Consider the following 25,165-nt stretch of genomic DNA (forward strand, 5'->3'; position numbering starts at 1 on the left):
TTTGCTCGCATGGACGACTTCGACGTCGTGGTGGTCGGTGCCGGTCCCGCGGGTGCGGCGGCGGCGGTCGCCGCGCGGCGGGCCGGGGCGAGCGTGCTGCTGCTGGACAAGGCCGGCTTCCCGCGGGACAAGCCCTGCGGCGACGGGGTCGCGCCGCACGCCCTCGACGTGCTCGCCGGGCTCGGGGTGACCGGGGTGGAGGACGGCTTCGCGCCGGTGCCGTCGCTGCGGCTCGTCGGGCCGGCGGGCGGGGCCGTCGCCAGGAGGCACGCGCGCCCGGCGTACACCATCCCGAGGCTGACCCTCGACCGGCGGATCGCGGACGCGGCGGTGGCGGCGGGGGCGGTGCTGCGCCGGCACACCGTGCGCTCGCTGGAGGAGCGCGGCTCCCGCGTCGTCGTCGACGGGGTGGTGTCCGGCCGGGCGGTCATCGGCGCGGACGGCGCGTATTCGCTGGTGCGCAAGGCGCTCGGGCAGCCACCGAACGGCCCCGGCCACCTGGCGCTCGCCATCCGCGGCTACGCGCCCGCCCCGGAGGGGCCCGTCGAGCAGCGGATCGTGACCGCTTCGCAGCAGTGGCCGGCGTACGCGTGGGCCTTCCCGATCGGGGACGGCACCGCCAACATCGGCTACGGGGAGGTGCTGCGCGGCCGGTCGATCTCCCGGGCGCACCTGCTGGACCGGCTCGCCGCGCTGCTGCCCGACGTGGACACCGCCGCGGCGACCGGGCTGCGCGCGCACCATCTGCCGCTGTCGACGCGCCGCCCGGTGCCGGCCAGGGGACGGCTGCTGCTGGCCGGCGACGCGCTGTCGCTGATCAACCCGTTCACCGGCGAGGGCATCTTCTACGCGGTGCTGTCCGGCGCCCTGGCGGGTGCGGCCGCGGCGGCGCCCGGGTCGTCGCCGGACCGGCGCTATGTCACCGCGCTGCGCGCCCGGCTCGGCCGGCACCTGCGGCACTCGCGGGCGGCGGCGCTGCTCGGCGGCCGGCAGTGGATCGTCGACGCGGCGGTGCGGGCCGCCGCCGGGCGGCAGGCGGTCTTCGACGACCTGATCGAGCTGGGTCTCGGCGACGGCACGCTGACCCCGCGCACGGCCGGCGCGATCGCCCGGTCCGCCGTCACCCGGCGCTGAGGTTGCCGGCCATCCGGGCGAGGGTGCGCACGGTGGTGCGGTAGTCCTCGTCCGGGACGCCGTCGGCGACCTTGCGGCGGATCGCGGCGACCTCCGCGGCGATCGCCGCCCTGGCCTGCTCACCGGCGGCGGTGAGCGTGCCGTCCGGCGCGGCCCAGCCCCGGTCGGCGAGGTCGGCGAGGACCTCCCGGTGGGACCGCTCCCCCGGGCCCCAGAACGGGTCGTCCGGGCCCAGCCCGTTGAGCACCTGCCAGTGCCGCCGCCGCAGGCCCGAGCGGTCCAGTGTGGACACGAACGCGTCCTCGATGCGCCGGTCGAGCTCGCGCAGCCAGTACCCGATCGGCCGGTCCTCTGGTTTCATGGACTCCACCTGTACATGCCGGAAGAATGTAGATAACAAAGATTATGCATCCTGCTCTCGCCGACGTCGAGGCCGCGATGGTGTCGATCCGGCGCAGCCAGACCCGCCGCGCCCTGGCCCGCAGCGGTCCGACCGGCGACGCCGACCCGGCCGTCTTCGACGTCGTCGACGCCGTCGAAGGGCTCGCCGACCGCGCGACGGTGATGTCCGTCGCCGCCGCGCTGGACGTGGCCCAGCCCCGGGCCAGCAAGCTGGTCGCCGCCGCCGTCGAGGCCGGCTGGCTGCGCCGCGAGGCGGACCAGGACGACGGCCGCCGGTCACTGCTGGTGCGCACCGCGGACGGGGTGGCGCTGTCGGAGCGGGTGCACGCCGCCCGGCGGGCCCGCTTCGCCGCCGCGACCTCGGACTGGTCCCCCGCCGACGTCGAGACGTTCGCCCAGCTCCTGACCCGCTTCGTCGCGGGGCTCACCGAAACGGCCGCACAACGGCACTGAGCGTCGATTCTTCAATGCAGCGTCGCACGGTAATCTTCGCGCCAGGGGTGATGCGGTTGACCGGCGCCGACGGCCAGGACGATGTGCTCATCGAGCCTGCGCTGTCCGACCTCGCCCAGCGGTGGGTCGCCGCCGTGCGCCGCACCAGCTATCTCGACGTCGGTGCCGACGTGCTCCGCGAGCGCTTCGAAGGGCTCGTCGCCCGGCTCGCCGCCGTCCTGCGCGCCGAGCCGTTCGACCCCGCGCCCGCGGCCGAGGCCGGCACGGCACTCGTCGACGTCGGGCTGTCCAGCCCCGAGGCGCTGCAGCGCTCCATCGCGGTCCTCGCGGCCCTGCCCGCCGCCGCGGACGTCAAGACCGACGACGACCGGATCGGCGCGCTGCTCGGCGCGGTCGCGGCCGGCTTCACCCGGGCCGGGCGGCGGCGCATCCTCGACGACCAGGAGCGCATCCGCCGCGCCTGGGCCAGGGCGCTCACCGACGCCGAGCACAGCCTCCAGCTCGAGCTGCACCACCAGGCGCACCACGACCCGCTGACCGGCCTGCCCAACCGGGTCCTGCTCTACCGGCACCTCACCGACACGATCGCCGAGGCCGGCGACCGCGACCGGATCGGGGTCTGCTTCCTCGACCTCGACGAGTTCAAGACCATCAACGACACGCTCGGCCACGGCTACGGCGACCAGCTCCTCGTCGCCCTCGCCGACCGGCTGCGGGCCTGCGTCAACGGCGCCGGGCACTTCGTGGCCCGGGTCGGCGGCGACGAGTTCGTGGTCGTCGTGCGCGACTGCGGCGGCCCGGGCCAGCTGACCGAGCTGGCCGAGGCAATGCTCGCCGAGCTCAGCAAGCCGGTCCGCCTCGACGGCCACGAGCTGTCCGTGTCGGCGAGCATCGGCATCGTCGAGCAGCCGTGCCTCGGCGCCGAGCCCGAGGAGCTGCTGCGCGCCGCCGACGCCACCCTCTACCTGGCGAAGGAGGAGGGCCGCGCGCGGTATGCGCTCTTCGACGTCAAGCGCAACGCGCAGCAGGTCCTGCGCTACGGCCTGACCGGCCGGCTCGCGGGCGCCCTCGACCGCGGCGAGTTCGAGCTGGTCTACCAGCCCCTCGTGGCGCTGTCCGACAACCGGCTGCGCGGCGCCGAGGCACTCCTGCGCTGGCGGCACCCCGACCTCGGCACCGTCTCGCCCAACACGTTCATCCCCGTCGCCGAGCAGTCCGGCATGATCCACCCGCTGGGCCGCTGGGTGCTGCGCGAGTCGTGCCGGGTCGGCGCCGACTGGCAGCGCACCCACCCGGACACGCCGCTGCTCATCAGCGTCAACGTCTCACCCCGCCAGTGCACCGACCCGCGCCTGCTCGACGACGTCCGGCACGCCCTGGCCGACACCGGCCTCGACCCGGCCAACCTGCAGCTGGAGCTGACCGAGACGGTGCTCATGCAGTCGACCGGCCAGCCGATCCAGACCCTGCGCACGATCGCCGACCTCGGGGTGCGCATCGTCATCGACGACTTCGGCATCGGCTACTCCAACCTCGCCTACCTGCGCCACCTCCCGGTGCACGGCCTGAAGCTGGCCGGCGCCTTCATGGCCGGCATCCGCTCCCTGGCCAGCGACCACGTCGACGAGCAGATCGTGGAGACGGTCATCCGCCTCGCGCACACCCTGCAGATGACCGTCACCGCCGAGGGCATCGAGACCGCCGACCAGGCCGCCCGCCTCGCCGCCCTCGGCTGCGACCTCGGCCAGGGCTGGCACTTCGGCCGCCCGGTCACCGCCGAGGCGATCCCGGGCCGCTGACCCCGTCACGCCCCGGGCCGCCGCGGTCCATGCCGCGTCAGGTCCGCGCCGGGGTGGCGAGGACCTCTCGCAGGCGTGGTGCGAACGTGACGGGGTCCTCGACGAACGCGATGTGCCCGCCCGGGAACCGGACCGGTTCGGTGCCCAGCAACGCCGCCAGGGCCGCCGAGGTGCGGTCGCAGATCTGGCCGGCGGACTCCTCTCCCCCACCCCGACCACGATCCGCGCGCCGCCGGCGGTCAGCGCTCCGGCGTCCGGCCGCCACACGGTGGTGCCGCGCATCTCGTGCAGGAACCAGAAGCGCTCGTCGGCCGTCTGCTGCGCGTCCGGGTCCATCGGGATGTCGGCGTTGCGCAGGAACCGCATCCACGCCCCGGGGACGTCGCCGGCCGCGTACGTGGCGATGATGTCCTCCACCGCGGCCCGCTGCTGCGCGGCGTCGGGCAGGAGCTCGGTCACCGGCGGCTCGTGGGCGACGACGGTGTGCGCGGCGCTGCTGCTCTTCGACGTGCTGGGCTTCTCCGCCGCCGAGATCGCCGCGATGATGCGCACCACGCCGACGTCCGTGAACTCCACCCTTGCGCGGGCCCGCCGGCTGGTCGCCGAGCGCATCCCGGAGCCGTCCCAGCAGCAGACCCTCCGCGAGATCGGCGACGCGCGGGTCCGCGACCTCGTGGCCCGCTACGCGGCGGCGCTGCAGGACGGCGACACGGCCGGTCTCGTCGCGTTGCTCACCGAGGACGTGAGCTGGTCGATGCCGCCGCTGCCGCACTGGTACCACGGGATCGCCGCCGTGGTCGACTTCGCCGAGGAGCTGCCGTTCACCCGGTGCGGCTCGTGGCGGCACCTGCCGGCCACGGCGAACGCCCAGCCCGCCGTGGCCTCCTACCGCTGGGACGCCGCCGCCGCCGGCACGCACCGCGCCTGGTCGCTCGATGTGCTGACCGTGCGCGGCGCGCGGCTGAGCGCCGTCACCGCGTTCATCGACGAGGCGCACTTCACCCGGCTGGGGCTGCCCCTGACGATGCCCTGACCGGGCCCTGACGCGCCGCTACGTGTTGCCGCGGCGCAGGCGGATCCAGCGGTACCCGTAGCCGGCCAGCTGGAGCTTCGTGAAGTCGCCGACCGGCTCGTACTCCCGGTCGGCGAAGACGTCGTTGGGCAGGTGCGTGTCCGCGGCCAGGTTGCCGAGGTCGACGACGGCGTCCTGGGTGCCGAGGTTGTGCAGGAACAGCATCGAGCCGGTCGGGCCGTCCGCGCGGTGCACCAGGACCCCCGGCGGGAGCGGCTGGTCGACGCATGCGCACGAGCCGCCGCCGACCTCGGGGATCTCCCGCAGCGTCCGGATCATCCGCTCGAACCAGGCGAGCAGCGACCGCTCGTCGTGCCGCTGGGCGGTCACGTTGACGCGGTCGTATCCGTACTCGCCCTTGCTGATCACCGGGCGGATCGGGTCCGCGGCGCTGAAGCCGCCGTTGGTGGCGTACGACCACTGCATCGGCGTGCGGATCGCGTAGCGGCCGGTCTGGGTCAGGTCCTCGCCCATGCCGATCTCCTCGCCGTACCGCAGCACCGGGGTGCCCCGCAGCGAGAACTGCAGCGAGTAGGCCAGTTCCAGGCGGCTGCGGTCGTTGCCGAGCATGGGCCCGAGCCGGCGGCGGATGCCACGGTCGTACAGGCGCATGTTCTCGTCGGGCCCGAACTGCTGGAACACGTCCTCGCGCTGCTCGGCGGTGAGCCGCGAGAGGTCGATCTCGTCGTGGTTGCGCAGGAACGTCGCCCACTGCCCGCCCTGCGGCAGCTTCGGCGTGGTCTTCAGCCAGTCGATGACCGGCTCGGGGTTCTGCCGCGCCAGGGCGAGGATCAGCCGGCCGTTGAGCATGAAGTCGAACAGCATGTGGATGCGGTTGCCCGAGCCGCCCGCGTCGCCGAAGTACTCCGGCAGCTTCTCCGGCTCGACGTTGGCCTCGGCGAGCAGCACCGCGTCGCCGCGCCGCCACTGGATGTGCTGGCGCAGCTCGGTGAGGTAGTCGAAGTCCATCGGGCACTCCGGGCGCCCCGGCTCGGTCAGCTCGATGATGAACGGCACCGCGTCCATCCGGAAGCCGGCGACGCCGAGCTGGATCCAGAAGGCGAGGATCTTCTTGACCTCGGCGCGCACCAGCGGATTGGCGAAGTTCAGGTCCGGCTGGAAGTCGTAGAAGCGGTGGTAGTACCAGGCGCGGGCCTTGCGGTGGTAGGTCCACGTCTCGGACTGCTCGCCCGGGAACACCATCCCCTGGTGGCGGTCCGACGGTTCCTTGTCCGCCCAGACGTACCAGTCCCGGTAGGGCGAGTCCTTCGAGGAGATCGCCGACTGGAACCACGGGTGCTCGTCCGAGGTGTGGTTCACCACCAGGTCGATGATGACCTTGATGCCGCGGTTCGCCGCCTCGTGCAGCAACTCGGCGAAGTCGCCGAGCGTGCCCAGCCGCGGGTCGACGTTGTAGAAGTCCGTGGCGTCGTAGCCGTCGTCCTTGCCAGGTGTCGGATGGATGGGATGCAGCCACAGACAGTTGATCCCGAGCCTGGTCAGGTAGTCGAGACGACTGATGAGACCTTGAAAGTCGCCGATGCCATCCCCGTTGGAGTCCTGGAACGTCTCGACGTCCAGGCAATAGATGACACTCTCGGTGTACCAGCGCTCGCCCATGCGATCCGGGTTACCGAATCGGCAATTACGCAAACGCCCGCTTGCGTGCGCCCCGCCCGGACCGCGAGGATGGCACCCGGGGGGCTGATGGTCGACTTCGCCGGCGCGCTACGTGACGCCATCCAGGCACGGGGCCTGGGACTGGAACGCATCCAGGAGCGGCTTCGCGCCGAGGGTTTCTCGGTGAGTCTCGCCACATTGAGTTACTGGCAGACCGGGCGCAGCCGCCCGGAGCGCCGTGAGTCCCTGGCCGCCCTCGCCGAGCTCGAGAAGATCCTGGAGGTCGAGCCGGGGTCCCTTGCCGCCCTCGTCGGGCCGCCGCGCCCGCGCGGCCGGCATCTGCACAAGAGCCAGGAGGCGCCGGCGCTGGGCGCGTTCTGGTCGGAGCAGGATCTCATCACCGACCTCGCGCAGGGCGTGGACACCCGCTGGGACGAGCGGCTGACCAGGCTGAGCCAGCACGACCGGGTCAATGTGGGGCCGGAGCGCGGCGAGGTCTCGTTCCTCGTCCGGCAGGTCTTACGGGCCGAGGCGGACGGGCCGGACCGCTATGTGGTCATCGTGCGCCTCGACGAGCAGGAGCACCCGCTGCCGCTGATGACCGCGGTCCGCAACTGCCGGCTGGGCAGGGTGGTGGAGCACTTGGAAAGCGGGCTACTGCTGGCCGAACTGCTGTTCGACCGCCCGCTCGCCAAGGGTGAAACGGTCATCACCGAACATGCGCTGCACAATTATCCGCCGTTTCCGACGGCGACCAATTATGAGCGCAAGTTTCGGCTTCCTGTGCGTGAATACGTGCTCGAGGTGTGTTTCGACCCGGCAGCGCTGCCGCGGGCCGTCTATCAGTTCCAGCAGATGGACGGCCAGACCGAACAGGTGACCCCTTACGAGGTCGACGTGGGCAATTCAGTCCACGCGATCGCACTGGACTACGGCCCGGGTCGTTACGGGTTCCGATGGGACTGGGACTGAAGGTTCCGGCTGCTCAGATGGTCTTGGGCAGTTGAGAACAACGGGGCGCCGGTGTGACCAGCGCCCCGCCTCTGTTCCCGGACACTACCGGCGTCACCATCTGAACGGCTGGGATGTCGCCGCGACGGTAAGGGTGGAACGCATGTGCCGCCTCCACAAGGAAGTTCGTTTTCCTTGCCGATGACGTTATGGCGGCGCCCCTGGCGACCGGAAGATCTCCACCCGGCTTAACAGTTAACGCTCGACCCTTCCGGCCCCTTAACAGTTAAGTGTGGGAAATACGCCGTTCATCGTCGCCGCATGGCGCAATCGGCAACTTGCGGCACGCTGCCGCGCGTTCTGACGCCTGCCGCGCGGCCCGCGCGGGGACATGACAGACCGGGCGGTCGCACCCGCCAACTTGTGCGACCGCCCGGCGTTCAGGGGGCCGTCCGGTCCGGCTGGCGCTGGGCCCGGTGGCGGCCGGACCCAGCGCCAGGTTCCAGACGGCGCCTGCGTGGTGCTGTGTGGGTCAGGAGAGCCGGAGCCAGGCGGAGGCGTCCGGGGGAAGGGTGCCGTCGTCGTTGAGCGGCACGCTGCTGACGAGCACCTCGCGGTGCGGCGGCAGCGTGGCCGGCGCCGTACCGAGGTTGGTGACGTTCGCGAACGTGTCGTCGCGGGCGAAGGCGAGGACGTCCGGGGCGGAGTCGAGCCAGCGCATCGGGCCGTCCCCGAGGGAGGGTTCGGCGCGGCGGACGCGGAGGGCCTGGCGGTACAGCTCGAGGAACGAACCCTCGACGCCCTCCTGCGCGGCGACGGTCTTGCCGGCCCAGGTGGCGGGCTGCGGCAGCCAGGGGCTACCGCCGGCGTCGGCGGGGCTGAAGCCGAAGGGGGCCTCGCCGCCGGACCAGGGCAGCGGGACCCGGCAGCCGTCGCGGCCGGGGTTGGTGCCGCCGGAGCGGTGGTACATCGGGTCTTCGCGGAGGTCGTCGTCGAGGTCCTCGACCTCTTCCAGGCCGAGCTCCTCGCCCTGGTACAGGTAGACCGCACCGGGCAGCGACATGATGAGCAGCGCGGCGGCCCGGGCGCGGCGGGTGCCGAGCTCCAGGTCCGAGGGCACGTTGTAGCGCTTCTCGGCGAAGGAGAAGTTGGTCGACTCCCGGCCGAAGCGGGTGACCTCGCGGGTGACGTCGTGGTTGGACAGCACCCAGGTGGCGGGCGCGGAGACCGGCGCGTGCACCTCGAGGGTCATGTCGATCTCGTAGCGCAGCCGCGCCGCTTCCCACGGCGCGTTGAGGAACGCGAAGTTGAACGCCGTGTGCAGCTCGTTCGGGGCCAGGTACCTGGCGAAGGCCTCGTGGTCGGGCAGCCACACCTCGCCGATGAGGGCGCGCGGCGGCGTGTACGTGTCGGAGATGCGCCGCCAGGCCTGGTAGACGTCGTGGATGCCGTCGTTGTCCTCGTACTTGTCGCTGACCAGCGGGTCCTTGATGAGGACGGCGGCGGAGTCGATGCGGATGCCGTCGATGCCGCGGTCGAGCCAGAAGCGGACGATGTCCTCGAACTCGTCGCGGACGGCCGGGTGGTCCCAGTTGAAGTCCGGCTGCTCGGAGGCGAACAGGTGCAGGTACCACTCGCCGTCCGGCACGCGGGTCCAGGCCGGGCCGCCGAAGATGGACTGCAGGTCGGTAGGCGGCTGGTCGCCCTCCGGCCCGCGGCCCTTGCGGAACCAGAACAGGTCGCGCTCGGGCGAGCCGGGCGCCGACGCGAGGGCCTTCTGGAACCAGGCGTGCTGGTCGGAGCAGTGGTTGGGGACGATGTCGCAGATGACCCGGATGCCGGCGGCGTGCGCCTCCTCGATCAGCTTCTCGGCCTCCGCGAGGGTGCCGAAGATCGGGTCGATGGCGCGGAAGTCGGCGACGTCGTAGCCGCCGTCGGCGAGCGGGGACGGGTACCACGGCACGATCCAGATCGCGTCGACACCGAGGCCGGCCAGGTAGGGCAGTCTGGAACGCAGGCCCGCCAGGTCGCCGACACCGTCGCCGTTGCCGTCGGCGAAGCTACGCAGATAGACCTGGTAGATAGCGGCACTGCGCCACCAAGCTTGGTGGTGTTGGTCGGCCACGTGGAACCTGCTTTCTCACACTCGAATTGCCTACACACGACAGGTGGATCGGGATCTGGCGAGGGTCGTGACCTAGCCCTTCACGGCCCCTCCCAATCCTGCGCCCGAGAGGAAGAGTCGCTGGAAGGCGATGAAGAAGACGATCGGGATGAGCGTCGAGATCGCGAGAGCGGCGAGGAACACACCCAGGTCGGTCTGTGAGGCGATCGCCGGCAGCCGCACCGACAGCGGCTGCATCGAGGGGTCCTTGAGCACGAGCATCGGCCAGAGGAAGTCCTTCCAGCTGGCGATCGTCGCGAACACCGACACCACGCCGAGGATGGGCTTGGACATCGGCAGAACCACCGACCAGAAGAGCCGGAAGTTGCTGGCGCCGTCGACCTTGGCCGCCTCGAACACCTCGCGCGGGAGGCCGTCGAAGAACCGGGTCATGAGCACGACGTTGAAGGCGCTGGCGCCGGACGGCAGCCACACGGCCAGGAAGTTGTTGATCAGCGACTGGCCGACGACCGGCGGGTTGAGGATCGTGAGGTACAGCGGCACGAGCAGCACCACGCTGGGCACGAACAGCGTCGCGATCACCAGGCCGTTGACGATCTTGCCCCAGGCGGGACGCAGGACCGACAGCACGTAGCCGCCGGTGGTGGCGACGAGCATCTGCACGAACCAGGAGCCGGCGGCCAGCCAGATCGTGTTGAGGAAGTACTTGCTGATCTGGACGTCGTTCCAGGCCTCGGAGATGTTCTCCAGGCGTACGCCGTTCGGGAAGATCGCCAGGGGGGTGCGGATGATGTCCTGCGTGGGGGTGATGGCGTACTTCGCCAGGAGCAGGATCGGCCCGATGCCGACCAGGAGCAGCAGCCCGAGCAGGATCGCGTGCAGGGTGGTCATGGTCGCCCTGATGCGCGGGTTGCGCCAGTCCTGCGCGGACACGTAGCCGCGGCCGCCCTCGAACTGCGACTTCTTGCGCCTGCGGGCGGGCCGGGCGACCCTGGCCGCACCGGCCGGGGCCCCGAGGTCGGACGCCCGCCCCCGGGCACCCGCGACGACGGGCCCGGTGTCCCGCCGCCCGTTGCGATCGGTGACGGTCATGGTGGTCCTCTTCCCCTCTGAGCTGTGTTGCCCGGTCATGACTTGCTCCAGCCGGACGTGAGCTTGAAGTACACCAGCGACAGGATCGCGAGGAACGTCGCGAGCATGACGGACAGCGCCGTGGCCGCGCCGTAGTTGCCGCCCAGGGACCTGCCGAACGCGTAGTCGTAGATCATCAGCAGCACCGTGAGGGTGGCGCCTGCCGGGCCGCCGCCGGTGAACAGGAACGGCTCGAGGAAGACCTGGACCGTGCCGATGATCTGCAGGATGAACGTGATGAGCAGCACACCGCGCAGTTGCGGCATGCTGACGTGCCAGACCCGGCGCCAGATGCCGGCACCGTCGACCTCGGCGGCGTCGTACAGCTCGTCGGGGACGCTCAGCAGCGCGGCCAGGTAGATGATCACGGTTCCGCCGGCCGCGGCCCAGGTCGCCTCGAGCACGAGGGACGGCATCGCCAGGGAGGGGCTCGACAGCCAGGCGTACGGGCCGAGCCCGACGTAGCTCAGGATCGTGTTGAACACGCCGTCGGCCGCGCCGTCGTAGAAGAACTTCCACAGCAGCACCGCGACGACCGGCGGCACGACGACCGGGAGGTAGGCGAGCACGGAGAACAGCCCCTTGCGGCGCCGGACCGAGCTCATCAGCACCGCCGTCACCAGCGGGAGCGGGTAGCCGAACACCAGGGCGAGCAGCGCGAAGTACAGGGTGTTGAGGATCGCCTTCGGCAGGTCGGGATCGGTGAGCACGAACTCGAAGTTCTTCCAGCCGACCCAGGTCGGGTCGCCGACCAGGTTGGTCTTCTGGAAGCTCATGACGATCGACCGCAGGATCGGCCACCACGAGAAGACCCCGAAGACGATCAGGAGCGGCAGCGCGAACAGGAGCGAGCTGAGCCCGCCGCGCTGGACCCAGGTCACCGGGTCGCGCCGGCGGACCCGGCGCGTGGGCCCGTCCGAGCCCGGGTCGTGGTTGCCCCGGCCGGCGGAGCCGCCGGTCTGCCGCAGGGCTCCCGATGCACTCACGACGTCACTCCTCGTCCTGGTTTTCGAAGGGCAGAACCCCCCGGTGTGGGCCGCCGGTCTCCCCGCGGCCCACACCTGGTGGGTTGTCGGTGGTGTGGAGAGGGATCAGCCGGCCGAGTCGATGGCGCGCTGCGCCTTCGCGTTGGCGTCGGTGAGGAGCTGGTCGATGTTGGCGTTCTTGTCGGTCAGCACGGCCTGGACGACCGAGTCGAGCGACTTGTAGACGTCCTGGGTGGCGATGGCCGGCTCGTTGACGACCTTGGCCGAGAAGACCTTGCTGGTGAAGGAGGTCATCTGGTCCAGCGGGACGTTGATCTGCGGCTTGATCCAGCCCTGGTAGGTCTCGTACTGCTGCTGCGAGAAGATCGGCAGCTCAGGGGTACCGACGGGCTGCTTGCTCGCGATCTGGATCTCGGCGTTCTTCTTCGCGGCGGCCTCGGAGGTGTACTTGCGGAGGTAGTGGTAGTCGATCCACTTGATCGCCGCGGCCTTCTCGTTGGCGCTGGCCTTGGTGGAGACCCCGGCCATGGTGCCACCGCCGAGGACGCCCGCGTCGCTGCCGGTCAGCGGGATCATCGTGAGGCCGTAGGTCTTCGGGTCGATGTTGTTGGTCTGCACGAGGCTCGTGTAGACGTCCTGGCCCGAGGTGTACATGCCGATCTTGCCGGCGGCGAACGCCTGGTTGATGCCGGTCCAGTCGTAGTCGAAGTTCGCGCCCATGGAGTTGTCGGTCCAGCGCAGGTCCTTCAGGAACTGCAGCGAGGCCTTGGTGGCGTCGTTGGTGAGGGTGGCCTTCTTGCCGTCCTCGAGGCGACCGCCGCGGGCGTAGGTGTCGACCGTCAGCTGCCAGCCGCCGGTGCCGTCCTTGGCCATCTGCGCGAAGCCGGCCTGCTGGGTCTTCTCCGCGATCGCCTTGGCGGCGGTGCGGACCTCGTCCCACGTCGTCGGCGGCTTGGCCGGGTCGAGGCCGGCCTTGGTGAACAGGTCACGGTTGTAGTGCAGGCCGACCGCGTAGACGCTCTTGGCGGGGATGGCGTAGACGTGACCGTCCGGGCCCTGGCCGTACTGCAGGACGTTCGGGTTGAAGTTCTTCGCGTAGGACAGCGTGTCCACGTTGGACTGCATGTCGGCGATCTGCCCGTTGGCGATCAGCGTCTTCGCGTCGGTGAAGGGGATCTCGAACACCACCGGCAGGGTGCCACCGGCGAGGTCGGCCGCGAACGTGGTGGCCTTCCACTCGTAGTCCTTGGTGACGACCGTGATGTTCGGGTTTTCCTTCTGGAAGTCCGCCACCTCGGCCGCGAGGGCCTGCTGCGCCTCGGGCTTCGCGCCGGGGAGCAGACCCACGACGTTCAGCGTGACCTTGGCGTTCGCGTCGGCCTTGGTGTCCTCGTCGCTTCCGCACGCGACGAGCGTGCTGGTGAGCGCCAGCGCACCGGCGATGGCCAGAGCCATCCTGGTACGTGAGTACTTCATCGTCGCTCCTTGTTGGGGTGTGGAGACATCCAGCCCTGCGTGGACCCGGATGGGGGGAATTCGGTTGGGGCGGAGACCGTGCGCAGCCTTGCGTCGGCTGCCGGGGTATTCGCAAGAGCTTCAGGCGCGTTACTCGTCGGTTTCCATCGCATCGCGTCAGGGTTTCGGCCTGGCGTAGGCAAGAGATTAGGCTCACTCGCCACAAGAAGTCCATGGTCCGTTGCAAAATTTTAATGATCCACTGGCAGCTGCTTGCATGGACTCGCTCCCACAGCCCGGGGACTTGCACGAAAGCGGCCGAAAACGCGCAGCGAGGGCCGGATGTCCCTGACTGGACGCGGTCGAGCGCTCGCGGTCCGCAGCGGGAAGCTGCTTGCGGACGCAACGAAAGAGCGCCACGACTCCGTGCAGGAGTCGTGGCGCTCTACAGAAAGCTACGGTTGCTACGCCGCGGATGCCGCCTTTGTCGCCTTCGGCGCCGGGATCTTGAGGGCGCCGGTCGAGCCGCGCACGACGAGCTCCGGCTCGAAGAGCATCTCCTCGGTCGGCACCAGCGTGCCGGCCACCTGGCTGACGAGGAGGGTCACGGCGGCCTGGCCCATCGCCTGGATGGGCTGGCGCACGGTGGTCAGCGGCGGATCCGTGCAGTTCATGAACAGCGAGTCGTCGAAGCCGACGACGGAGATGTCGTCGGGGACCTCACGGCCCAGCCGCCGGGCCGCCCGGATCGCGCCCAGCGCCTGCACGTCGCTGGCGCAGATGATGCCGGTGACGCCGTGCTTGATGAGCCGCGTGGCGCCGGCCCGGCCACCCTCCATGGAGAAGATGACCCGCTCGACGTCCTCGTCGTTGACGGTGTCGTTGAACTGCGCGGCCGCCTCGAAAGCGGTCAGCTTCCGGTTGGACGGCGCGTGGTCCGCCGGGCCGAGGATGAGCCCGATCCGCTTGTGTCCCAACGAGACCAGGTGGTTGAACGCCTGGTCCACCGCGTGACCGTCGTCGACCGACACCCGCGGGAAGCCCAGGTCGTCGATGGCGGCGTTGACCAGCACGGCGGGCAGGCCGCGCTCGTGCAGGCGGTGATAGTGCTCGTGCTCCGCGGCCGCCTGGTGATAGAGCCCGCCGCAGAAGATGATGCCGGACACGTGCTGGTCCAGCAGCATCTCGACGTAGTCGGCCTCCGAGACGCCGTCCGCGGTCCGGGTGCACAGCACCGGGGTGAAGCCGCGCTTGGACAGCGCGCCGGCGACCACCTCGGCGAAGGCAGGGAAGATCGGGTTCTGCAGCTCCGGCAGCACGAGCCCCACGAGACGCGCGCGTTCTCCGCGCAGCTTCGTGGGCCGCTCATAGCCCAGAACGTCGAGCGCGGTGAGCACAGCGGTGCGGGTAGCGTCGGAGATGCCGGGCTTGCCGTTGAGCACCCGACTCACGGTCGCCTCGCTCACGCCGGCGTACTTCGCCACCTCAGCGAGTCGTCGAGTCATGCCCGCAAGCGTAGTGCATGACTACGCAATTTTTTGCACGATGTCGCCCACCCATCCGCCCCGGCGCTGATCATGCGGCTGCGACCACCGGAAAACCGGCACAAAGGCCGCAGCCGCCACGATCAGCCGCCGGCGCCGGCCAGGGCGATCGAGATCTTCCCGGCACCGTATCCGGAGACGTCCACGATGAGGTCGATCCGGCGGCCCAGCGCCAGCAGCCAGTTCACCGCGTCGGTCGGCGCGGTCTCGCCGGGCAGGAACGTCTGGTACAGCTTCAGGCGCGGGACGCCTTCCTTGTTCAGCAGACCGGCGAGGATGTTGCACACCTCGATGGCGTTCTCGCCGATCATCTTGGAGATCTCGTTGTCCTCGATGCAGGCCTCGGCGCCGCCCGGCGGGATGAGGCCGATCGCGGCGCCCGTGTAGGCGGTGAGCCCGAAGTCCATCCCGATCACGGCGAGCAGTTGCGTGCGTTCGTCGGTGTAGAGGGCGACCAGGGTCTTGGGGACGTCGGCGGCTCGGAGGGGCTCGGCCGGGTTGACCGTGACCGGCCGGCCGAGAAGGTCGTCAAAGAGGTCCTTGACGGCCTTGGGAACGGGCAGAACATGCGACATGGCTCAAATCATCCCAAAATTGGGTCGAGTGCGTCCTTGAATGTGTCCGCTGTGAACGGCTTCGTGACCAGAAAGAGTGCCCCGGCGTCCTCGGCCGCCTGTCGCATCTCGGGCGTGCCCTCGGACGTGACGAAGCCGAACGGCACCTGGTCGCCGTTGGCCCGCAGCATCCGCAGCACCTCGACTCCGGTCAGGTGCGGCATGTTCCAGTCCGACAGCACCAGGTCCGGTTTCTCCGCCACGGCCTTGTCGAAGGCCTCCTGCCCGTCACACGCCTCGACCAGATCGTGCCCCTCGTAGCCGGCCTGCCGGAGGGTCCGCGTCACGATCTGCCGCATGACCCGGCTGTCGTCGGCGATCAGAATTTTCATGCCACTGCTCCAGCGAGATCGGTGGTGCTCTCCAGAACGGTCACGGTGACCGACTCGTCCATCCAGGTACCTTCGAGGTGGCACACCTCGGTGACGTGCGGGTAGCGCCCCTGCGTCCCCTCGACGTGCACGTGCGGCAGCGACAGCGCGCTGGGCTCCGGCAGCAGGCTCTTCACGTTGCCGCCGATGATGTTGGCGAGCTCGCCCAGGGCGTCGGCGACGTCCTCCTCGGCCACGTCGTCGAAGTCGATGCCCAGCAGCGCGGCCGCGACGTTCCTCGATGCCGCGTCGGAGCAGCTGACCAGGACGTGCCCGCGCCAGGCTCCGGTGACCGACACCGAGGCCGTGACGTCGGCCTGGTGCTTGTCCGCGGGGATCGGCACCAGCGGGCTGGCGCCGTCGAGATCGAGGTAGGAGGACCAGACCTGTTCGGCGATGACCTTGAGGTCTTCCTCGGTTGGGTTCGTCATGCTGCGACTCCGTTCGGGACGAGGCCGAGCAGCGCCAGCTTGTCGATGATCGCGTCCGGTGTGAACGGCTTGATCACGTACTCGTGGGCGCCCGATGCGAGGGCCCGCACGATCTGGCTCTGTTCGCTCTCCGTCGTGACCATCATCAACGTCATCCCGCGCAGGCGGGGTTCGGCACGGACCGCGGTCACGAACTCCAGCCCGTTCATCTCGGGCATGTTCCAGTCGACCAGCGCCAGGCCGGGGATCTCGCCGTCACCGTCGAGAACATTGGCCGTGAGGTAGTCCATCGCCTCTTGGCCGTTGCCCGCCTCGACAACTTCGAAGCCGAGCTGTGCCACGATCCGCTTCAAGATGAGGCGCATAGCGCGCGAATCGTCGATCACCATGGTGAGCATCTGGCGTCACCCCTTTCCTACAGCGCTCACGGAAGCGGCGGTCTTCGGTGCGGTCCGCAGCTTGTAGGCGGACGTCCTGCCGGCGACCACCCGTTCGAATCTGTCGTCGATGCCGATCGTCGTTTCGGCGGAGCCGAGGAAGAGCCAGCCGTCGGGTCGTAAGGTGCCGGCGACCCGTTGCAGCACCGTCCGCTTCGTCTGTACATCGAAATAGATCAGCACGTTGCGGATGAACACGATGTCGAACGGCCCCATGGAGGGAAACGGCGCGGCGAGGTTGAGCCGGCGGAACGAGGTGTGCTTGCGCAACGCCTGGGCGACCTGCCAGTGCGCGCCGTTGCGCTCGAAGTGCTTCACCAGCAGCGGCGCCGGCAGCCCGCGGTTGACCTCGAGCTGCGTGTACTGGCCGGCCTCGGCCCGGGTGAGCATCTCGGTGGAGATGTCGGTGCCGATGATGTCGAAGGACCAGCCCGGCGGCAGGTTGTCCTGCAGCACCATGGCGATCGTGTACGGCTCCTGCCCGCTGGAGCTCGCCGCCGACCAGACCTTGATCGAGCGGGTGGTCGCCCGCCGTACCAGCAGATCCGGCAGCACGGTGTCGACGAGCTGCTTGAAGGGCTCGCCGTCGCGGAAGAACGACGTCTCGTTGGTCGTGAGCGCGTCCACGATCTTGCGGTGGATCTCGGGCTCGGGGCGCTGCTGGGCACGGGCGACGAACTCGGACACGCTCGGCAGGCCGGACTGCCGGGCCAGCGGCAGCAACCGCGCCTCCACCAGGTATTCCTTGCCCGCCTCGAGCACGATTGCCGCGTCGCGCCGGACGAGGCCGCTGATGAAGGCGAATTCCTGGGCGGTCAATGTCATCGGGTCACCTCCATGGATTTCGCACCCCGGCCCCCGGCCGTACGGCTGATGAGATGGTGGGCGATGTCGCCCAGCGGCAGGACGGCGTGCGCGAGCCCGGCCGTCGCCACCGCGCCGGGCATCCCCCAGACGACGGAGGTCGCCTCGTCCTGCGCGACGATCTCGGCGCCCGCGCCGCGCAGCTGCTCGGCGCCGCGTTTGCCGTCCTGTCCCATCCCGGTGAGGACGATCGCGAGGGTGGCACCGCCGTAGGTCTTGGCCACCGAGCGGAACAGCACGTCCACGGCGGGGCGGCAGAAGTTCTCCGGCGGGCCGGTGTTGAGTTTGGTGATCACCTCTGTCCCGCGGCGGTGCACCTCCAGGTGGTAGTCGCCGGGCGCGATGTAGACGGTGCCGGGGCGCACGGGCATGTCGCCGGTCGCCTCCACGACGGTCAGCGCGGCGGTCCGGTCGAGCCGGTCGGCGAACATCTTGGTGAAGACCGGCGGCATGTGCTGCACCACGACCACCGGCACCGGCAGGTTCGCCGGGAGGGCCCGCACGACGGTGGTCAGCGCGTCGGGGCCGCCGGTGGAGCAGCCGATGGTGACGACCTCGACCCGGTCGCCGCGCGGCGAGGTGCGGGCCGGCGCGGTCGTGGGCGGGGCGGTCACCGGCGGGCGGACCGAGCCCGGCAGCGGGTTGCCGCCCGGGCGGGCGAGCGGCGGCGCGACGGCGTGGCCGGTGCCGAACGTCCGGGTGTTGGGGCCGATGTTGGGGCCGATGCCGATCGGCGGCCGGGGCAGGGTGGACCGGCGGCCGCCGCCGCACAGGGCGTGGATCCGCGGGATGATCTGCTCGCGGACCGACCGGATGCTCTCCGCGACGCTGCCGACGTTGGCGGGCTTGGTGACGTAGTCGCTGGCGCCGGCGGACAGCGCGTCCAGGGTCGCGGTCGCACCCGCCGCGGTGAGCGTGCTGAACATGATGACCGGGAGCCGCGCGTACAGGCCGCGGATCGCCCGCAGCGTCTCGAGGCCGTCCATGATCGGCATCTCGATGTCCAGGGTCACGAGGTCCGGGCGCAGCTGCTCGATCTTCGTCAGCGCGACCTTGCCGTTGGGGGCGGTGCCGACGACGCGGATCTCCGGGTCGTCGCTGAGCGCGTCGGTGATCAGACGCCGGACGACGACCGAGTCGTCCACCACCAGAACCGAGATCACGCGCCCCTGCCTCCAGCACCGGGGGCCTCATCGCAAATGCGAGGCCCGTCACGTTCCAGCGGGCTAATCGGCGGTGCTCCGGGGACGATGAGGGAAATTCCAAAAGAACCGCCCCTGCCCGGAGCAACCGGACAGGGGCGATGTTTGGGGCGCAGACCCGGGGGCGGGCCCGTGGCGGCGGGGGCTCAGACGGCGAGCGGGCCCATCGCGGTGAAGTACGGGTCGAGCAGGCGCTTCGCCGTCGCGGAGTCCAGCAGGTCGCGGACCATGAGGGCCTGGACGGCGCCGCTGAGCAGGTTCCACACCCCGCCGGCCCGGTCGCTGACCGGCACGCCGGAGCGGTCGAGGGCCTGCACGAGCAGCAGCTGCGCGGCGGCACCGGCGCGGACCCGGCCGGACAGGAAGACGGCCCAGGACGCGGAGTGCACGGCCGGCGCCCAGTCGGTCAGCCCGGGGCGGGAGGTGTCGGTGACCTTGTTGAGCTGCCGCATCTCCGCCGGCGACAGCGCGCCGACCCGGCTCAGCATCTGGCGCAGCTCGTCGCCCTGCGGGCCGAGGTCGTGCTCGGCCTCGGGCAGCGCGCGCAGCGCCGCGGTGTAGGGGGCGCTCAGCCGGCGCCGCGACTCGTCGGTCAGCAGCTCCCGCAGGTAGGCGGCCGCGGCGGCGTCGGACAGCACGCCGGTGGCCTTGCTCGCGACCTCGCTCTGCCGCTGCCGCGGGGCGCGCACCTGCGGCGTCGGCGTGGTCGCCCGCGCCGGGCGGTTGCCCCAGGTCCAGTCGAGGATGTCGTACCGCAGGCAGTGCAGCAGCCCGTCGAGGGTGCCGAGCGGCGCGCGCTCGACCACGGCCAGCGCGCCGGCGTCGGCGTTGACGGCGCGCCGCTCCTGGGCGGCGGCGTCGACGTCCCGCCACAGGTCGACACGGTCCCAGTCGTCGTCGGCACGCGCCGACGCGACCGCGTCAAGGTCACTCTGCGTGAGCGAAAGTCCGCGGAGCAGCACATCGGCGGCGGCCGATCCTCCCTGGAGGCGGGAGAGGTCGAAGCCGAGAACGGGGGCGCTAACCAGGCTGTACATGGCAACTAGTCTGCAACGCAGCTGCACCCCGGTCTGTCAGCCAAAAGGGTCGCGGGCGGGGCCCTGGGAGCGTACCCCGCCCGGCCAGGGTCAGATCTTGAACCGTGCGACGAGCGCGCGCATCTCGCTCGACATCCGGGACAGATCCGAAGCCGCGCGTTGCGCCTCGGCTACGTTGAGTGACGTGTTCTGGGTTGCGGCGGCGACGGTGGACACGTTCGTGGCGATCTCGACCGAGCCGGTCGCGGCCTCGCTCACGCTGCGGTTCATCTCGTTGGTCGTCGCCGTCTGCTCCTCGACCGCCGAGGCGATGGTGAGCTGGTAGTCGTTGATCCGCGAGATGATCTGGCTGATCTCGCCGATCGCCGCGACCGCGCCGGTGGTGTCGGCCTGGATCGCCTCGACCCGCCGGGAGATGTCCTCGGTCGCCCGGGCGGTCTCCTGCGCCAGGTCCTTGACCTCGTTGGCGACGACGGCGAAGCCCTTGCCCGCCTCCCCGGCGCGGGCCGCCTCGATGGTGGCGTTCAGCGCGAGCAGGTTGGTCTGCTCGGCGATCGAGGTGATGACCTTGACGACGTTGCCGATCTCCGTGGACGACTCGCCGAGCCGGGCGACGGCCTGGTTCGTCGACTCGGCCGCCATCACGGCCTGCGACGCGACCTTCGCCGCCTCGCTGGCGTTCTGCGCGATCTCCCGGATCGACAGGCCCATCTCGTCGGCGCCGGCGGCGACGGTCTGCACGTTGCGGGAGACCTGCTCGGCCGCGGCGGCGACGAGGTTGGCCTGGTCGCTGGCCTCGCCGGTGCCGCTGGCGATCTGGGCGCTGACCCCGGTGAGCTCGCCGGCGGACGCGGCGAGCGACGAGGCGGTGTGGTCCATGGTCTGTACGGTCGTGCGCATGCTCTCGGTGGCCTTGTTGAGCGCGACGGCCATGACGCCGACCTCGTCGGCGGAGGTGATCTCGACCCGGCGGCTCAGGTCGCCGGCGGCGACGGCGCCGAGCACGTCGGAGACCCGGCGCAGCGGCCGCACGACCAGCGAGGTGACCCACAGGCCGACACCGAACGCCGCGATCAGCCCGAGCACGGCCGCGCCGATCATCATCATCCGGCTGGACTCGTAGTTGTCCTGCGCGTCCGCGCGCCACTGCTCGGCCTCGGCGAACTCCGCCGCCTGCAGCTCGTCGAGGGTGTCCTGGGCCTTGACGATCTGCGGGGTGCCCTTGGCCGCGGCGATCTGCACGTACAGGTCGACGCGGCCGGCGTTGGCGGCGGGGATCATCTCGGCGTCGCGCACCGTCTGGTAGGCCTTCATCGCCGTCTCGACGATCTCGGCCTTGGCGGCGTGGGCGGATGCGGCACCGGCGCGGTACCGCTCGATCGCCGCCATCACCTCCTTGTCGGCGGCGAGGCGCTTGTCGTCGCTGAGCGCGCTGAGCGTGTCGGTGATGCCGTCGCGGATGTCGGACAGCGCGGCGAACTGGGCGCTCTTCGCGGTGACCTTGCGCGTGGTGGCGTTGGCGTCGCTGAGGCCTTGGAGGGCGCCGAACGTCATGGCGATCATGGCGATGCCGGCGACGACGATGGCGCTGAGCACCTTCGTGCGGACCCCGCGGTTGGTGAACCAGTTCATGGGGACCTATTCCTCGCGGTTGCCGGTGCCCGGCTGGCTGGTGTTGACGGCCTTCGTGGTGTCCAGCGCCAGCAGCAGCCGGCCGTCGAGCTTGAACGCGCCGGTGATGAGGTGCCGGCTCGGCCCGTGCAGGGTGTCCGGCGGCGGCTCGAACGTGTCGTCCTGCAGCGTGACGACCTCGCCGATCCGGTCGACCAGCAGGGAGACGGACTCCTCGTCGGTCTTCACGATGACGTTCATGGCCGGTTCGGCGCTCTTCGTGCGGGGCGGCAGCCCGAGCTGCACCCGCAGGTCGACGGCGGCGATGACCTGGCCGCGGAGGTTGAACAGCCCGCCGACGGACTCGGGGGCGAGCGGCACGGGCGTGTACTGGTCGAAGGAGAGGACCTCCTGCACCTTGGCGACGTCGAGCCCGAAGAGCTGGTCGGCGACCTCGAAGGTGGCGTACTGGCGGCTGGCCATGGTCAGGCTCCGGCGTGCTGGTAGGTGTAGTCGGCGGTGGCGTCCGACTGGTACGGGTCGTACGGGTCGGTCGTGGTGTCGATCTTGGTGTGGAAGAGGGGGTCGGCGGCGAGGATGGCGCGGCGGACGTCGAGGAGTTCGGTGACGCGTTGCTGGATGACGGCGGAGCCGAGGAGGCCGTCGTCGCCGAAGTCGCGGCGGGAGTCGTCGAGGCCTTCTTCGACGATGTCGAGGATCTTCTCCACGGCGAGGGCGACGGACCGGCCGTTCTCGGTGTAGACCACGACGGGAACGGTCGGGCCGGACTCGGTTTCGTAGGCGCCGAGCATGTGGGACAGGCGCAGGACGGGCAGGATCTGGTCGCGGTACTGCACGACTTCGCGGCTGCCGGTGCGTTCGATCCGTTCGACGGGGAACTCTTCCAGGCGGGTGACCATGTCCAGGGGGATCGCGACGCGCCGGTCACCGACGCCGGCGATGAGGAGCCGGTCGCCGTTGCCGCCGCCGCGGCGCACGGTGGTGTCGCCTTCGGAGCGTTCCGCGCCGGCGGCGAGGTGGGCCCGGCGGGCGAGGGACGCGACGTCGAGGATGAGGGCGACCCGGCCGTCGCCGAGGAGGGTGGCGCCGGCGTACGTGCCGATGTCCTTGAACCGGCTCGTGAGCGGCTTGACGACGACCTCTTCGGTGTTGAGGACCCGGTCGACGACGAGGCCGAAGCGCTTGCCCTCGGCCTGGAGCACGGCGACGTAGACGTCCTTGTTGTGGTCGCCGTCGCGGTGCAGGCCGAGGGTGTCGTCGAGGTAGACGAGCGGGAGGAGCTTGCCGCGCAGCCGGTACACGGGGGCGTCCATGGCGTGTTCGACGACGCGTCCGGACTGCCCGTCGAGGTACACGAGTTCGTGCACGGCGACCTGTGGGATGACGTACCGCTCGTTGCCGCACTCGATCGTCAACGCCTGGATGATGGCCAGGGTCAGCGGGATCGTGAGCCGCCAGGTGGTGCCCTTACCCACGACGGAGTCGACGTCGACGGCGCCGCCGATCCGTTCGATGTTGGTCTTCACCACATCCATGCCGACACCACGACCGGACACGTTCGTGACCGCCTTCGCCGTGGAGAACCCCGGCCGGAACACCAACGCCAGGATCTCCCGCCGATCCATCGTCGCCAACTGATCCCGGGACACGAGACCCTTCTCCACCGCGATCCGCGCGATCTTGTCCGGGTCGATCCCCGACCCGTCATCACGGACCTCGACGATCACATGCCCACCCTCGTGGTAGGCACGCAACGTCAACGTCCCCTCCGGGTTCTTCCCCGCCGCGACGCGATCCTCCGGCGTCTCGATCCCATGATCGACAGCGTTACGGACCAGGTGGGTCAGCGGGTCCTTCACCGCTTCGAGGAGGGACCGGTCGAGCTCGGTCTCCTTGCCTTCCTGGGCAAGGCGGATCTGTTTGCCGAACGTCGAGGACAGGTCCCGCACCACCCGGGGCAGCTTCGACCACAAATGATCGATCGCCTGCATCCGGGTCTTCATCACCGACTCCTGCAGTTCGGAGGTGATGAGGTTCAACCGCTGACCCGTCCGCGTCATCCCCGGATCCGCCACCGAACCGATCGCCCGGATCAACTGATTCCGGGTCAGCACCAACTCCCCGACGAGGTTCATCAGCTTGTCCAGCAGATCCACATCCACCCGGATCGACTGATCCGCCACACTGCGCTTGGTTACGCCGTCCTCGGCGGGGGCGTCACCACCAGGAGCACCCGGCTTGGCGCCACCGCCGGAAGCGGCACCAGCGGGAGCGGCACCGGCAGGCGCGGCGGCGGGCCGCGCGGCGCTGGGAGCCGGGGCGGCGGCCGGCAGCGCGGCGTCGGCAGCGGCGGGAGCGGGGGCAGCGGCGGCGGGAGCGGGGACAGGCGCGGCTACAGCGGGGGCGACGACCACGACCGGCTCGACCACGACGACCTCGACGACGGGCGTCGGATCGATGACGGTGCCCGACACGGCGGCCGGTTCTGCGGCAGGTTCTGCGGCTGGCGCCTTGGTGGTGTCGACGGCGGGTGCGGCGGCAGCGGGTTCGGCGGCAGCGGATTTGGCGGCGGCCGGCGGTGCGGCGGCAGGGGCGGCGGGAGCGGCGGCGGCGGCCCTGGCGGGCGGCGCGCCGTCGGTGATGCAGGCGTTGACGGCGGCGATCACACCTGTGTCGTCGCCTTCGAGCTCCTGACCGTGTTCCTCGATCTCCGACAGCAGACCGCGGACCGTGTCCACCATCCGCAGCAGCGCGTCCGTGGTCGACGGCGTCATGCCCTGCGCCCCGTCACGGAGACGGGACAGCAGCGACTCCCCGACGTGCGTCACCTTCTCCAGACGGTTGAACGCCAGGAAACCGGACGTGCCCTTGATCGTGTGGATCGTCCGGAAGATCGACGACAACAGCTCCCGCGACCCGGGCGCCGCTTCGAGGGCCACCAGGTCCCGGTCCAGCTGGTCCAGGTTCTCGTGCGACTCCACGAGAAACTCCTGAACGATGTCACCCAAGTCGCTCACGGCCAGGCTCCCTTCAGCCCTCACCGGGACAAACCACCCGCCGGGACCTGGAACGGGTCCTTAACGGCAAACTCACAGGGACCATCGGCACCCTGGAGGGCCGGTCAAGGAGATTCGTTGCGTTCCGGTGAGCAGACGGTCACGCGGTGTTAGTTGAGCTCCGCGGGGCGCGGGCCCGTGAGCGGGTCGCGGCGCACCAGGGTGGCCTGCCGGATCAGGCGGCGGGACGTGCTGAGCTTCGGCTCGCACGTGACGAGCGTGAGCAGCGGCCCGGCGCCGGGCGCGGGCGGGGCGAGGACCTCGCTCTGCTCCGGCCGCACGACGCTGCCGTCGACGACGCGGTAGACCAGCCAGGTGTCCCGGGTCTCGACCACGACCGGCGCGCTGACCTCGAGCTCGTCGAGGTCCCAGAAGACGCCCGGGTAGCGGTGCCCGGCGATGCCCGCGTTGCCGGTCTCGCCGAACGCGGCGGTGCCGGTGATGTGCCCGGGGCCGAGCATGAGCCGGTCGTCCCCGGACCCTTCGACGACGAAGAGCTTCAGCCGCAGCGTCGGTACGTGCAGCACCGCGACCGGCCCGTCGCCGCTGTCACGGGCGGGGCGCACGGGCATCCCGGCCGGCGGGCGGCGGCCGGCCGCCTCGGCGGCGACGGTCGCGTCCGAGGTGACCCGCCGGGGCTCGCCGGCCCATTCGGCAGCGAGGCGCTCCTGGGCGGCCTGGACGGCGCGGACCCGGCCCCACCAGCTCCACGCCGTCACGCCGCCCGCGGCCACGCCGGAGGCGAGCAGCAGGACGGCCGCGAACAGGAGCAGGCGGGTCGTCCGGTCGCCACGCCTGCCGGTATCCACAAATTGGACTATAGGCGTTGAAATTCGGGCAGAAGGAGCT

The 25,165-nt window shown here is 70.6% G+C and carries 23 protein-coding genes; 5 read left to right on the forward strand and 18 right to left on the reverse strand.

What is annotated here, in order from left to right:
* Window positions 1-9 precede the first annotated feature (9 nt).
* Complete coding sequence (locus ACZ6TV_RS38490) at window positions 10-1,134, forward strand: geranylgeranyl reductase family protein (protein WP_465303427.1); 1,125 nt, start codon at window positions 10-12, stop codon at window positions 1,132-1,134.
* On the opposite strand, the gene ACZ6TV_RS38495 is transcribed toward ACZ6TV_RS38490, so the two are convergent.
* Window positions 1,121-1,495 (reverse strand): hypothetical protein, encoded by a 375-nt coding sequence (locus tag ACZ6TV_RS38495; protein ID WP_465303429.1) that lies wholly within the window; start codon window positions 1,493-1,495, stop codon window positions 1,121-1,123. The genes ACZ6TV_RS38490 and ACZ6TV_RS38495 overlap by 14 nt on opposite strands.
* A gap of 44 nt (window positions 1,496-1,539) precedes the next feature.
* On the opposite strand from ACZ6TV_RS38495, the gene ACZ6TV_RS38500 reads away from it, so the two are divergent.
* From ACZ6TV_RS38500 to ACZ6TV_RS38510, 3 genes are all read left to right on the forward strand, one after another.
* Window positions 1,540-1,989, forward strand: a complete 450-nt coding sequence (locus ACZ6TV_RS38500; protein ID WP_465303431.1) for a MarR family winged helix-turn-helix transcriptional regulator — start codon at window positions 1,540-1,542, stop codon at window positions 1,987-1,989.
* Between the two features lie 50 nt (window positions 1,990-2,039).
* Window positions 2,040-3,788 carry a putative bifunctional diguanylate cyclase/phosphodiesterase gene (locus ACZ6TV_RS38505; protein ID WP_465303661.1) on the forward strand — a complete coding sequence of 583 codons (1,749 nt, stop codon included), beginning with the start codon at window positions 2,040-2,042 and terminating at the stop codon, window positions 3,786-3,788.
* A 349-nt stretch (window positions 3,789-4,137) separates the two neighbouring features.
* Window positions 4,138-4,821 (forward strand): nuclear transport factor 2 family protein, encoded by a 684-nt coding sequence (locus ACZ6TV_RS38510; protein WP_465303433.1) that lies wholly within the window; start codon window positions 4,138-4,140, stop codon window positions 4,819-4,821.
* An 18-nt stretch (window positions 4,822-4,839) separates the two neighbouring features.
* Here ACZ6TV_RS38510 and ACZ6TV_RS38515 read toward each other — a convergent pair whose 3' ends face one another.
* The gene (locus tag ACZ6TV_RS38515; protein WP_465303435.1) at window positions 4,840-6,480 is read right to left on the reverse strand and encodes an alpha-amylase family protein; all 1,641 of its coding nucleotides are present in this window, start codon (window positions 6,478-6,480) and stop codon (window positions 4,840-4,842) included.
* Window positions 6,481-6,567: 87 nt separating this feature from the next.
* Between ACZ6TV_RS38515 and ACZ6TV_RS38520 the strand changes: the two genes are divergently transcribed.
* The gene (locus tag ACZ6TV_RS38520) at window positions 6,568-7,452 is read left to right on the forward strand and encodes a helix-turn-helix domain-containing protein (RefSeq protein ID WP_354782205.1); all 885 of its coding nucleotides are present in this window, start codon (window positions 6,568-6,570) and stop codon (window positions 7,450-7,452) included.
* A gap of 511 nt (window positions 7,453-7,963) precedes the next feature.
* On the opposite strand, the gene ACZ6TV_RS38525 is transcribed toward ACZ6TV_RS38520, so the two are convergent.
* The 16 genes from ACZ6TV_RS38525 to ACZ6TV_RS38600 form a co-directional block, all read right to left on the reverse strand.
* The gene (locus tag ACZ6TV_RS38525) at window positions 7,964-9,556 is read right to left on the reverse strand and encodes a glycoside hydrolase family 13 protein (protein ID WP_465303438.1); all 1,593 of its coding nucleotides are present in this window, start codon (window positions 9,554-9,556) and stop codon (window positions 7,964-7,966) included.
* A 72-nt stretch (window positions 9,557-9,628) separates the two neighbouring features.
* Window positions 9,629-10,648: a carbohydrate ABC transporter permease gene (locus tag ACZ6TV_RS38530; protein WP_465303440.1), complete on the reverse strand. Its 1,020-nt coding sequence runs from the start codon at window positions 10,646-10,648 to the stop codon at window positions 9,629-9,631.
* A 35-nt stretch (window positions 10,649-10,683) separates the two neighbouring features.
* Complete coding sequence (locus ACZ6TV_RS38535) at window positions 10,684-11,673, reverse strand: carbohydrate ABC transporter permease (protein ID WP_465303442.1); 990 nt, start codon at window positions 11,671-11,673, stop codon at window positions 10,684-10,686.
* Between the two features lie 105 nt (window positions 11,674-11,778).
* Window positions 11,779-13,149, reverse strand: coding sequence for an ABC transporter substrate-binding protein (locus ACZ6TV_RS38540; protein WP_465303444.1), 1,371 nt, complete (start codon window positions 13,147-13,149; stop codon window positions 11,779-11,781).
* Window positions 13,150-13,592: 443 nt separating this feature from the next.
* Entirely contained in the window at window positions 13,593-14,633 is a 1,041-nt protein-coding gene (locus ACZ6TV_RS38545) for a LacI family DNA-binding transcriptional regulator (RefSeq protein ID WP_465303446.1), read from the reverse strand.
* 122 nt (window positions 14,634-14,755) lie between these two features.
* Window positions 14,756-15,247 carry a hypothetical protein gene (locus tag ACZ6TV_RS38550; RefSeq protein WP_465303448.1) on the reverse strand — a complete coding sequence of 164 codons (492 nt, stop codon included), beginning with the start codon at window positions 15,245-15,247 and terminating at the stop codon, window positions 14,756-14,758.
* A gap of 8 nt (window positions 15,248-15,255) precedes the next feature.
* A complete protein-coding gene (locus ACZ6TV_RS38555) occupies window positions 15,256-15,618 on the reverse strand; it encodes a response regulator (protein WP_465303450.1) in 363 nt (120 codons plus the stop codon).
* Window positions 15,615-16,088, reverse strand: a complete 474-nt coding sequence (locus tag ACZ6TV_RS38560) for a chemotaxis protein CheX (RefSeq protein WP_465303452.1) — start codon at window positions 16,086-16,088, stop codon at window positions 15,615-15,617. The genes ACZ6TV_RS38555 and ACZ6TV_RS38560 overlap by 4 nt, the downstream gene beginning before the upstream one ends.
* Window positions 16,085-16,486 (reverse strand): response regulator, encoded by a 402-nt coding sequence (locus ACZ6TV_RS38565; RefSeq protein ID WP_465303454.1) that lies wholly within the window; start codon window positions 16,484-16,486, stop codon window positions 16,085-16,087. Before ACZ6TV_RS38565 ends, ACZ6TV_RS38560 begins: the two co-directional genes overlap by 4 nt.
* Before the next feature lie 6 nt (window positions 16,487-16,492).
* Entirely contained in the window at window positions 16,493-17,350 is an 858-nt protein-coding gene (locus ACZ6TV_RS38570; protein WP_354782224.1) for a CheR family methyltransferase, read from the reverse strand.
* Window positions 17,347-18,552, reverse strand: a complete 1,206-nt coding sequence (locus tag ACZ6TV_RS38575) for a protein-glutamate methylesterase/protein-glutamine glutaminase (RefSeq protein ID WP_465303456.1) — start codon at window positions 18,550-18,552, stop codon at window positions 17,347-17,349. Before ACZ6TV_RS38575 ends, ACZ6TV_RS38570 begins: the two co-directional genes overlap by 4 nt.
* Before the next feature lie 185 nt (window positions 18,553-18,737).
* Window positions 18,738-19,628, reverse strand: a complete 891-nt coding sequence (locus ACZ6TV_RS38580; protein ID WP_465303458.1) for a hypothetical protein — start codon at window positions 19,626-19,628, stop codon at window positions 18,738-18,740.
* A gap of 90 nt (window positions 19,629-19,718) precedes the next feature.
* A complete protein-coding gene (locus ACZ6TV_RS38585; protein ID WP_465303460.1) occupies window positions 19,719-21,260 on the reverse strand; it encodes a methyl-accepting chemotaxis protein in 1,542 nt (513 codons plus the stop codon).
* Window positions 21,261-21,266: 6 nt separating this feature from the next.
* Window positions 21,267-21,722: a chemotaxis protein CheW gene (locus tag ACZ6TV_RS38590; protein WP_327008652.1), complete on the reverse strand. Its 456-nt coding sequence runs from the start codon at window positions 21,720-21,722 to the stop codon at window positions 21,267-21,269.
* 2 nt (window positions 21,723-21,724) lie between these two features.
* On the reverse strand, window positions 21,725-24,277 hold the full coding sequence (locus ACZ6TV_RS38595; protein ID WP_465303462.1) for a chemotaxis protein CheW: 2,553 nt from the start codon (window positions 24,275-24,277) through the stop codon (window positions 21,725-21,727).
* 149 nt (window positions 24,278-24,426) lie between these two features.
* On the reverse strand, window positions 24,427-25,125 hold the full coding sequence (locus tag ACZ6TV_RS38600) for a sortase (protein ID WP_465303464.1): 699 nt from the start codon (window positions 25,123-25,125) through the stop codon (window positions 24,427-24,429).
* Window positions 25,126-25,165: the final 40 nt, after the last annotated feature.

The sequence above is a fragment of the Dactylosporangium sp. NPDC051087 genome (genome assembly GCF_055586325.1).

What these genes read in the sequence shown, in the direction of transcription:
- ACZ6TV_RS38490 (WP_465303427.1), top strand. Translation starts at nt 10, where the DNA reads ATGGACGACTTCGACGTCGTGGTGGTCGGTGCCGGTCCCGCGGGTGCG.
- ACZ6TV_RS38495 (WP_465303429.1), bottom strand. Translation starts at nt 1,495, where the DNA reads ATGAAACCAGAGGACCGGCCGATCGGGTACTGGCTGCGCGAGCTCGAC.
- ACZ6TV_RS38500 (WP_465303431.1), top strand. Translation starts at nt 1,540, where the DNA reads ATGCATCCTGCTCTCGCCGACGTCGAGGCCGCGATGGTGTCGATCCGG.
- ACZ6TV_RS38505 (WP_465303661.1), top strand. Translation starts at nt 2,040, where the DNA reads ATGCGGTTGACCGGCGCCGACGGCCAGGACGATGTGCTCATCGAGCCT.
- ACZ6TV_RS38515 (WP_465303435.1), bottom strand. Translation starts at nt 6,480, where the DNA reads ATGGGCGAGCGCTGGTACACCGAGAGTGTCATCTATTGCCTGGACGTC.
- ACZ6TV_RS38520 (WP_354782205.1), top strand. Translation starts at nt 6,568, where the DNA reads ATGGTCGACTTCGCCGGCGCGCTACGTGACGCCATCCAGGCACGGGGC.
- ACZ6TV_RS38530 (WP_465303440.1), bottom strand. Translation starts at nt 10,648, where the DNA reads ATGACCGTCACCGATCGCAACGGGCGGCGGGACACCGGGCCCGTCGTC.
- ACZ6TV_RS38540 (WP_465303444.1), bottom strand. Translation starts at nt 13,149, where the DNA reads ATGAAGTACTCACGTACCAGGATGGCTCTGGCCATCGCCGGTGCGCTG.
- ACZ6TV_RS38545 (WP_465303446.1), bottom strand. Translation starts at nt 14,633, where the DNA reads ATGACTCGACGACTCGCTGAGGTGGCGAAGTACGCCGGCGTGAGCGAG.
- ACZ6TV_RS38550 (WP_465303448.1), bottom strand. Translation starts at nt 15,247, where the DNA reads ATGTCGCATGTTCTGCCCGTTCCCAAGGCCGTCAAGGACCTCTTTGAC.
- ACZ6TV_RS38555 (WP_465303450.1), bottom strand. Translation starts at nt 15,618, where the DNA reads ATGAAAATTCTGATCGCCGACGACAGCCGGGTCATGCGGCAGATCGTG.
- ACZ6TV_RS38560 (WP_465303452.1), bottom strand. Translation starts at nt 16,088, where the DNA reads ATGACGAACCCAACCGAGGAAGACCTCAAGGTCATCGCCGAACAGGTC.
- ACZ6TV_RS38565 (WP_465303454.1), bottom strand. Translation starts at nt 16,486, where the DNA reads ATGCTCACCATGGTGATCGACGATTCGCGCGCTATGCGCCTCATCTTG.
- ACZ6TV_RS38570 (WP_354782224.1), bottom strand. Translation starts at nt 17,350, where the DNA reads ATGACATTGACCGCCCAGGAATTCGCCTTCATCAGCGGCCTCGTCCGG.
- ACZ6TV_RS38580 (WP_465303458.1), bottom strand. Translation starts at nt 19,628, where the DNA reads ATGTACAGCCTGGTTAGCGCCCCCGTTCTCGGCTTCGACCTCTCCCGC.
- ACZ6TV_RS38585 (WP_465303460.1), bottom strand. Translation starts at nt 21,260, where the DNA reads ATGAACTGGTTCACCAACCGCGGGGTCCGCACGAAGGTGCTCAGCGCC.
- ACZ6TV_RS38590 (WP_327008652.1), bottom strand. Translation starts at nt 21,722, where the DNA reads ATGGCCAGCCGCCAGTACGCCACCTTCGAGGTCGCCGACCAGCTCTTC.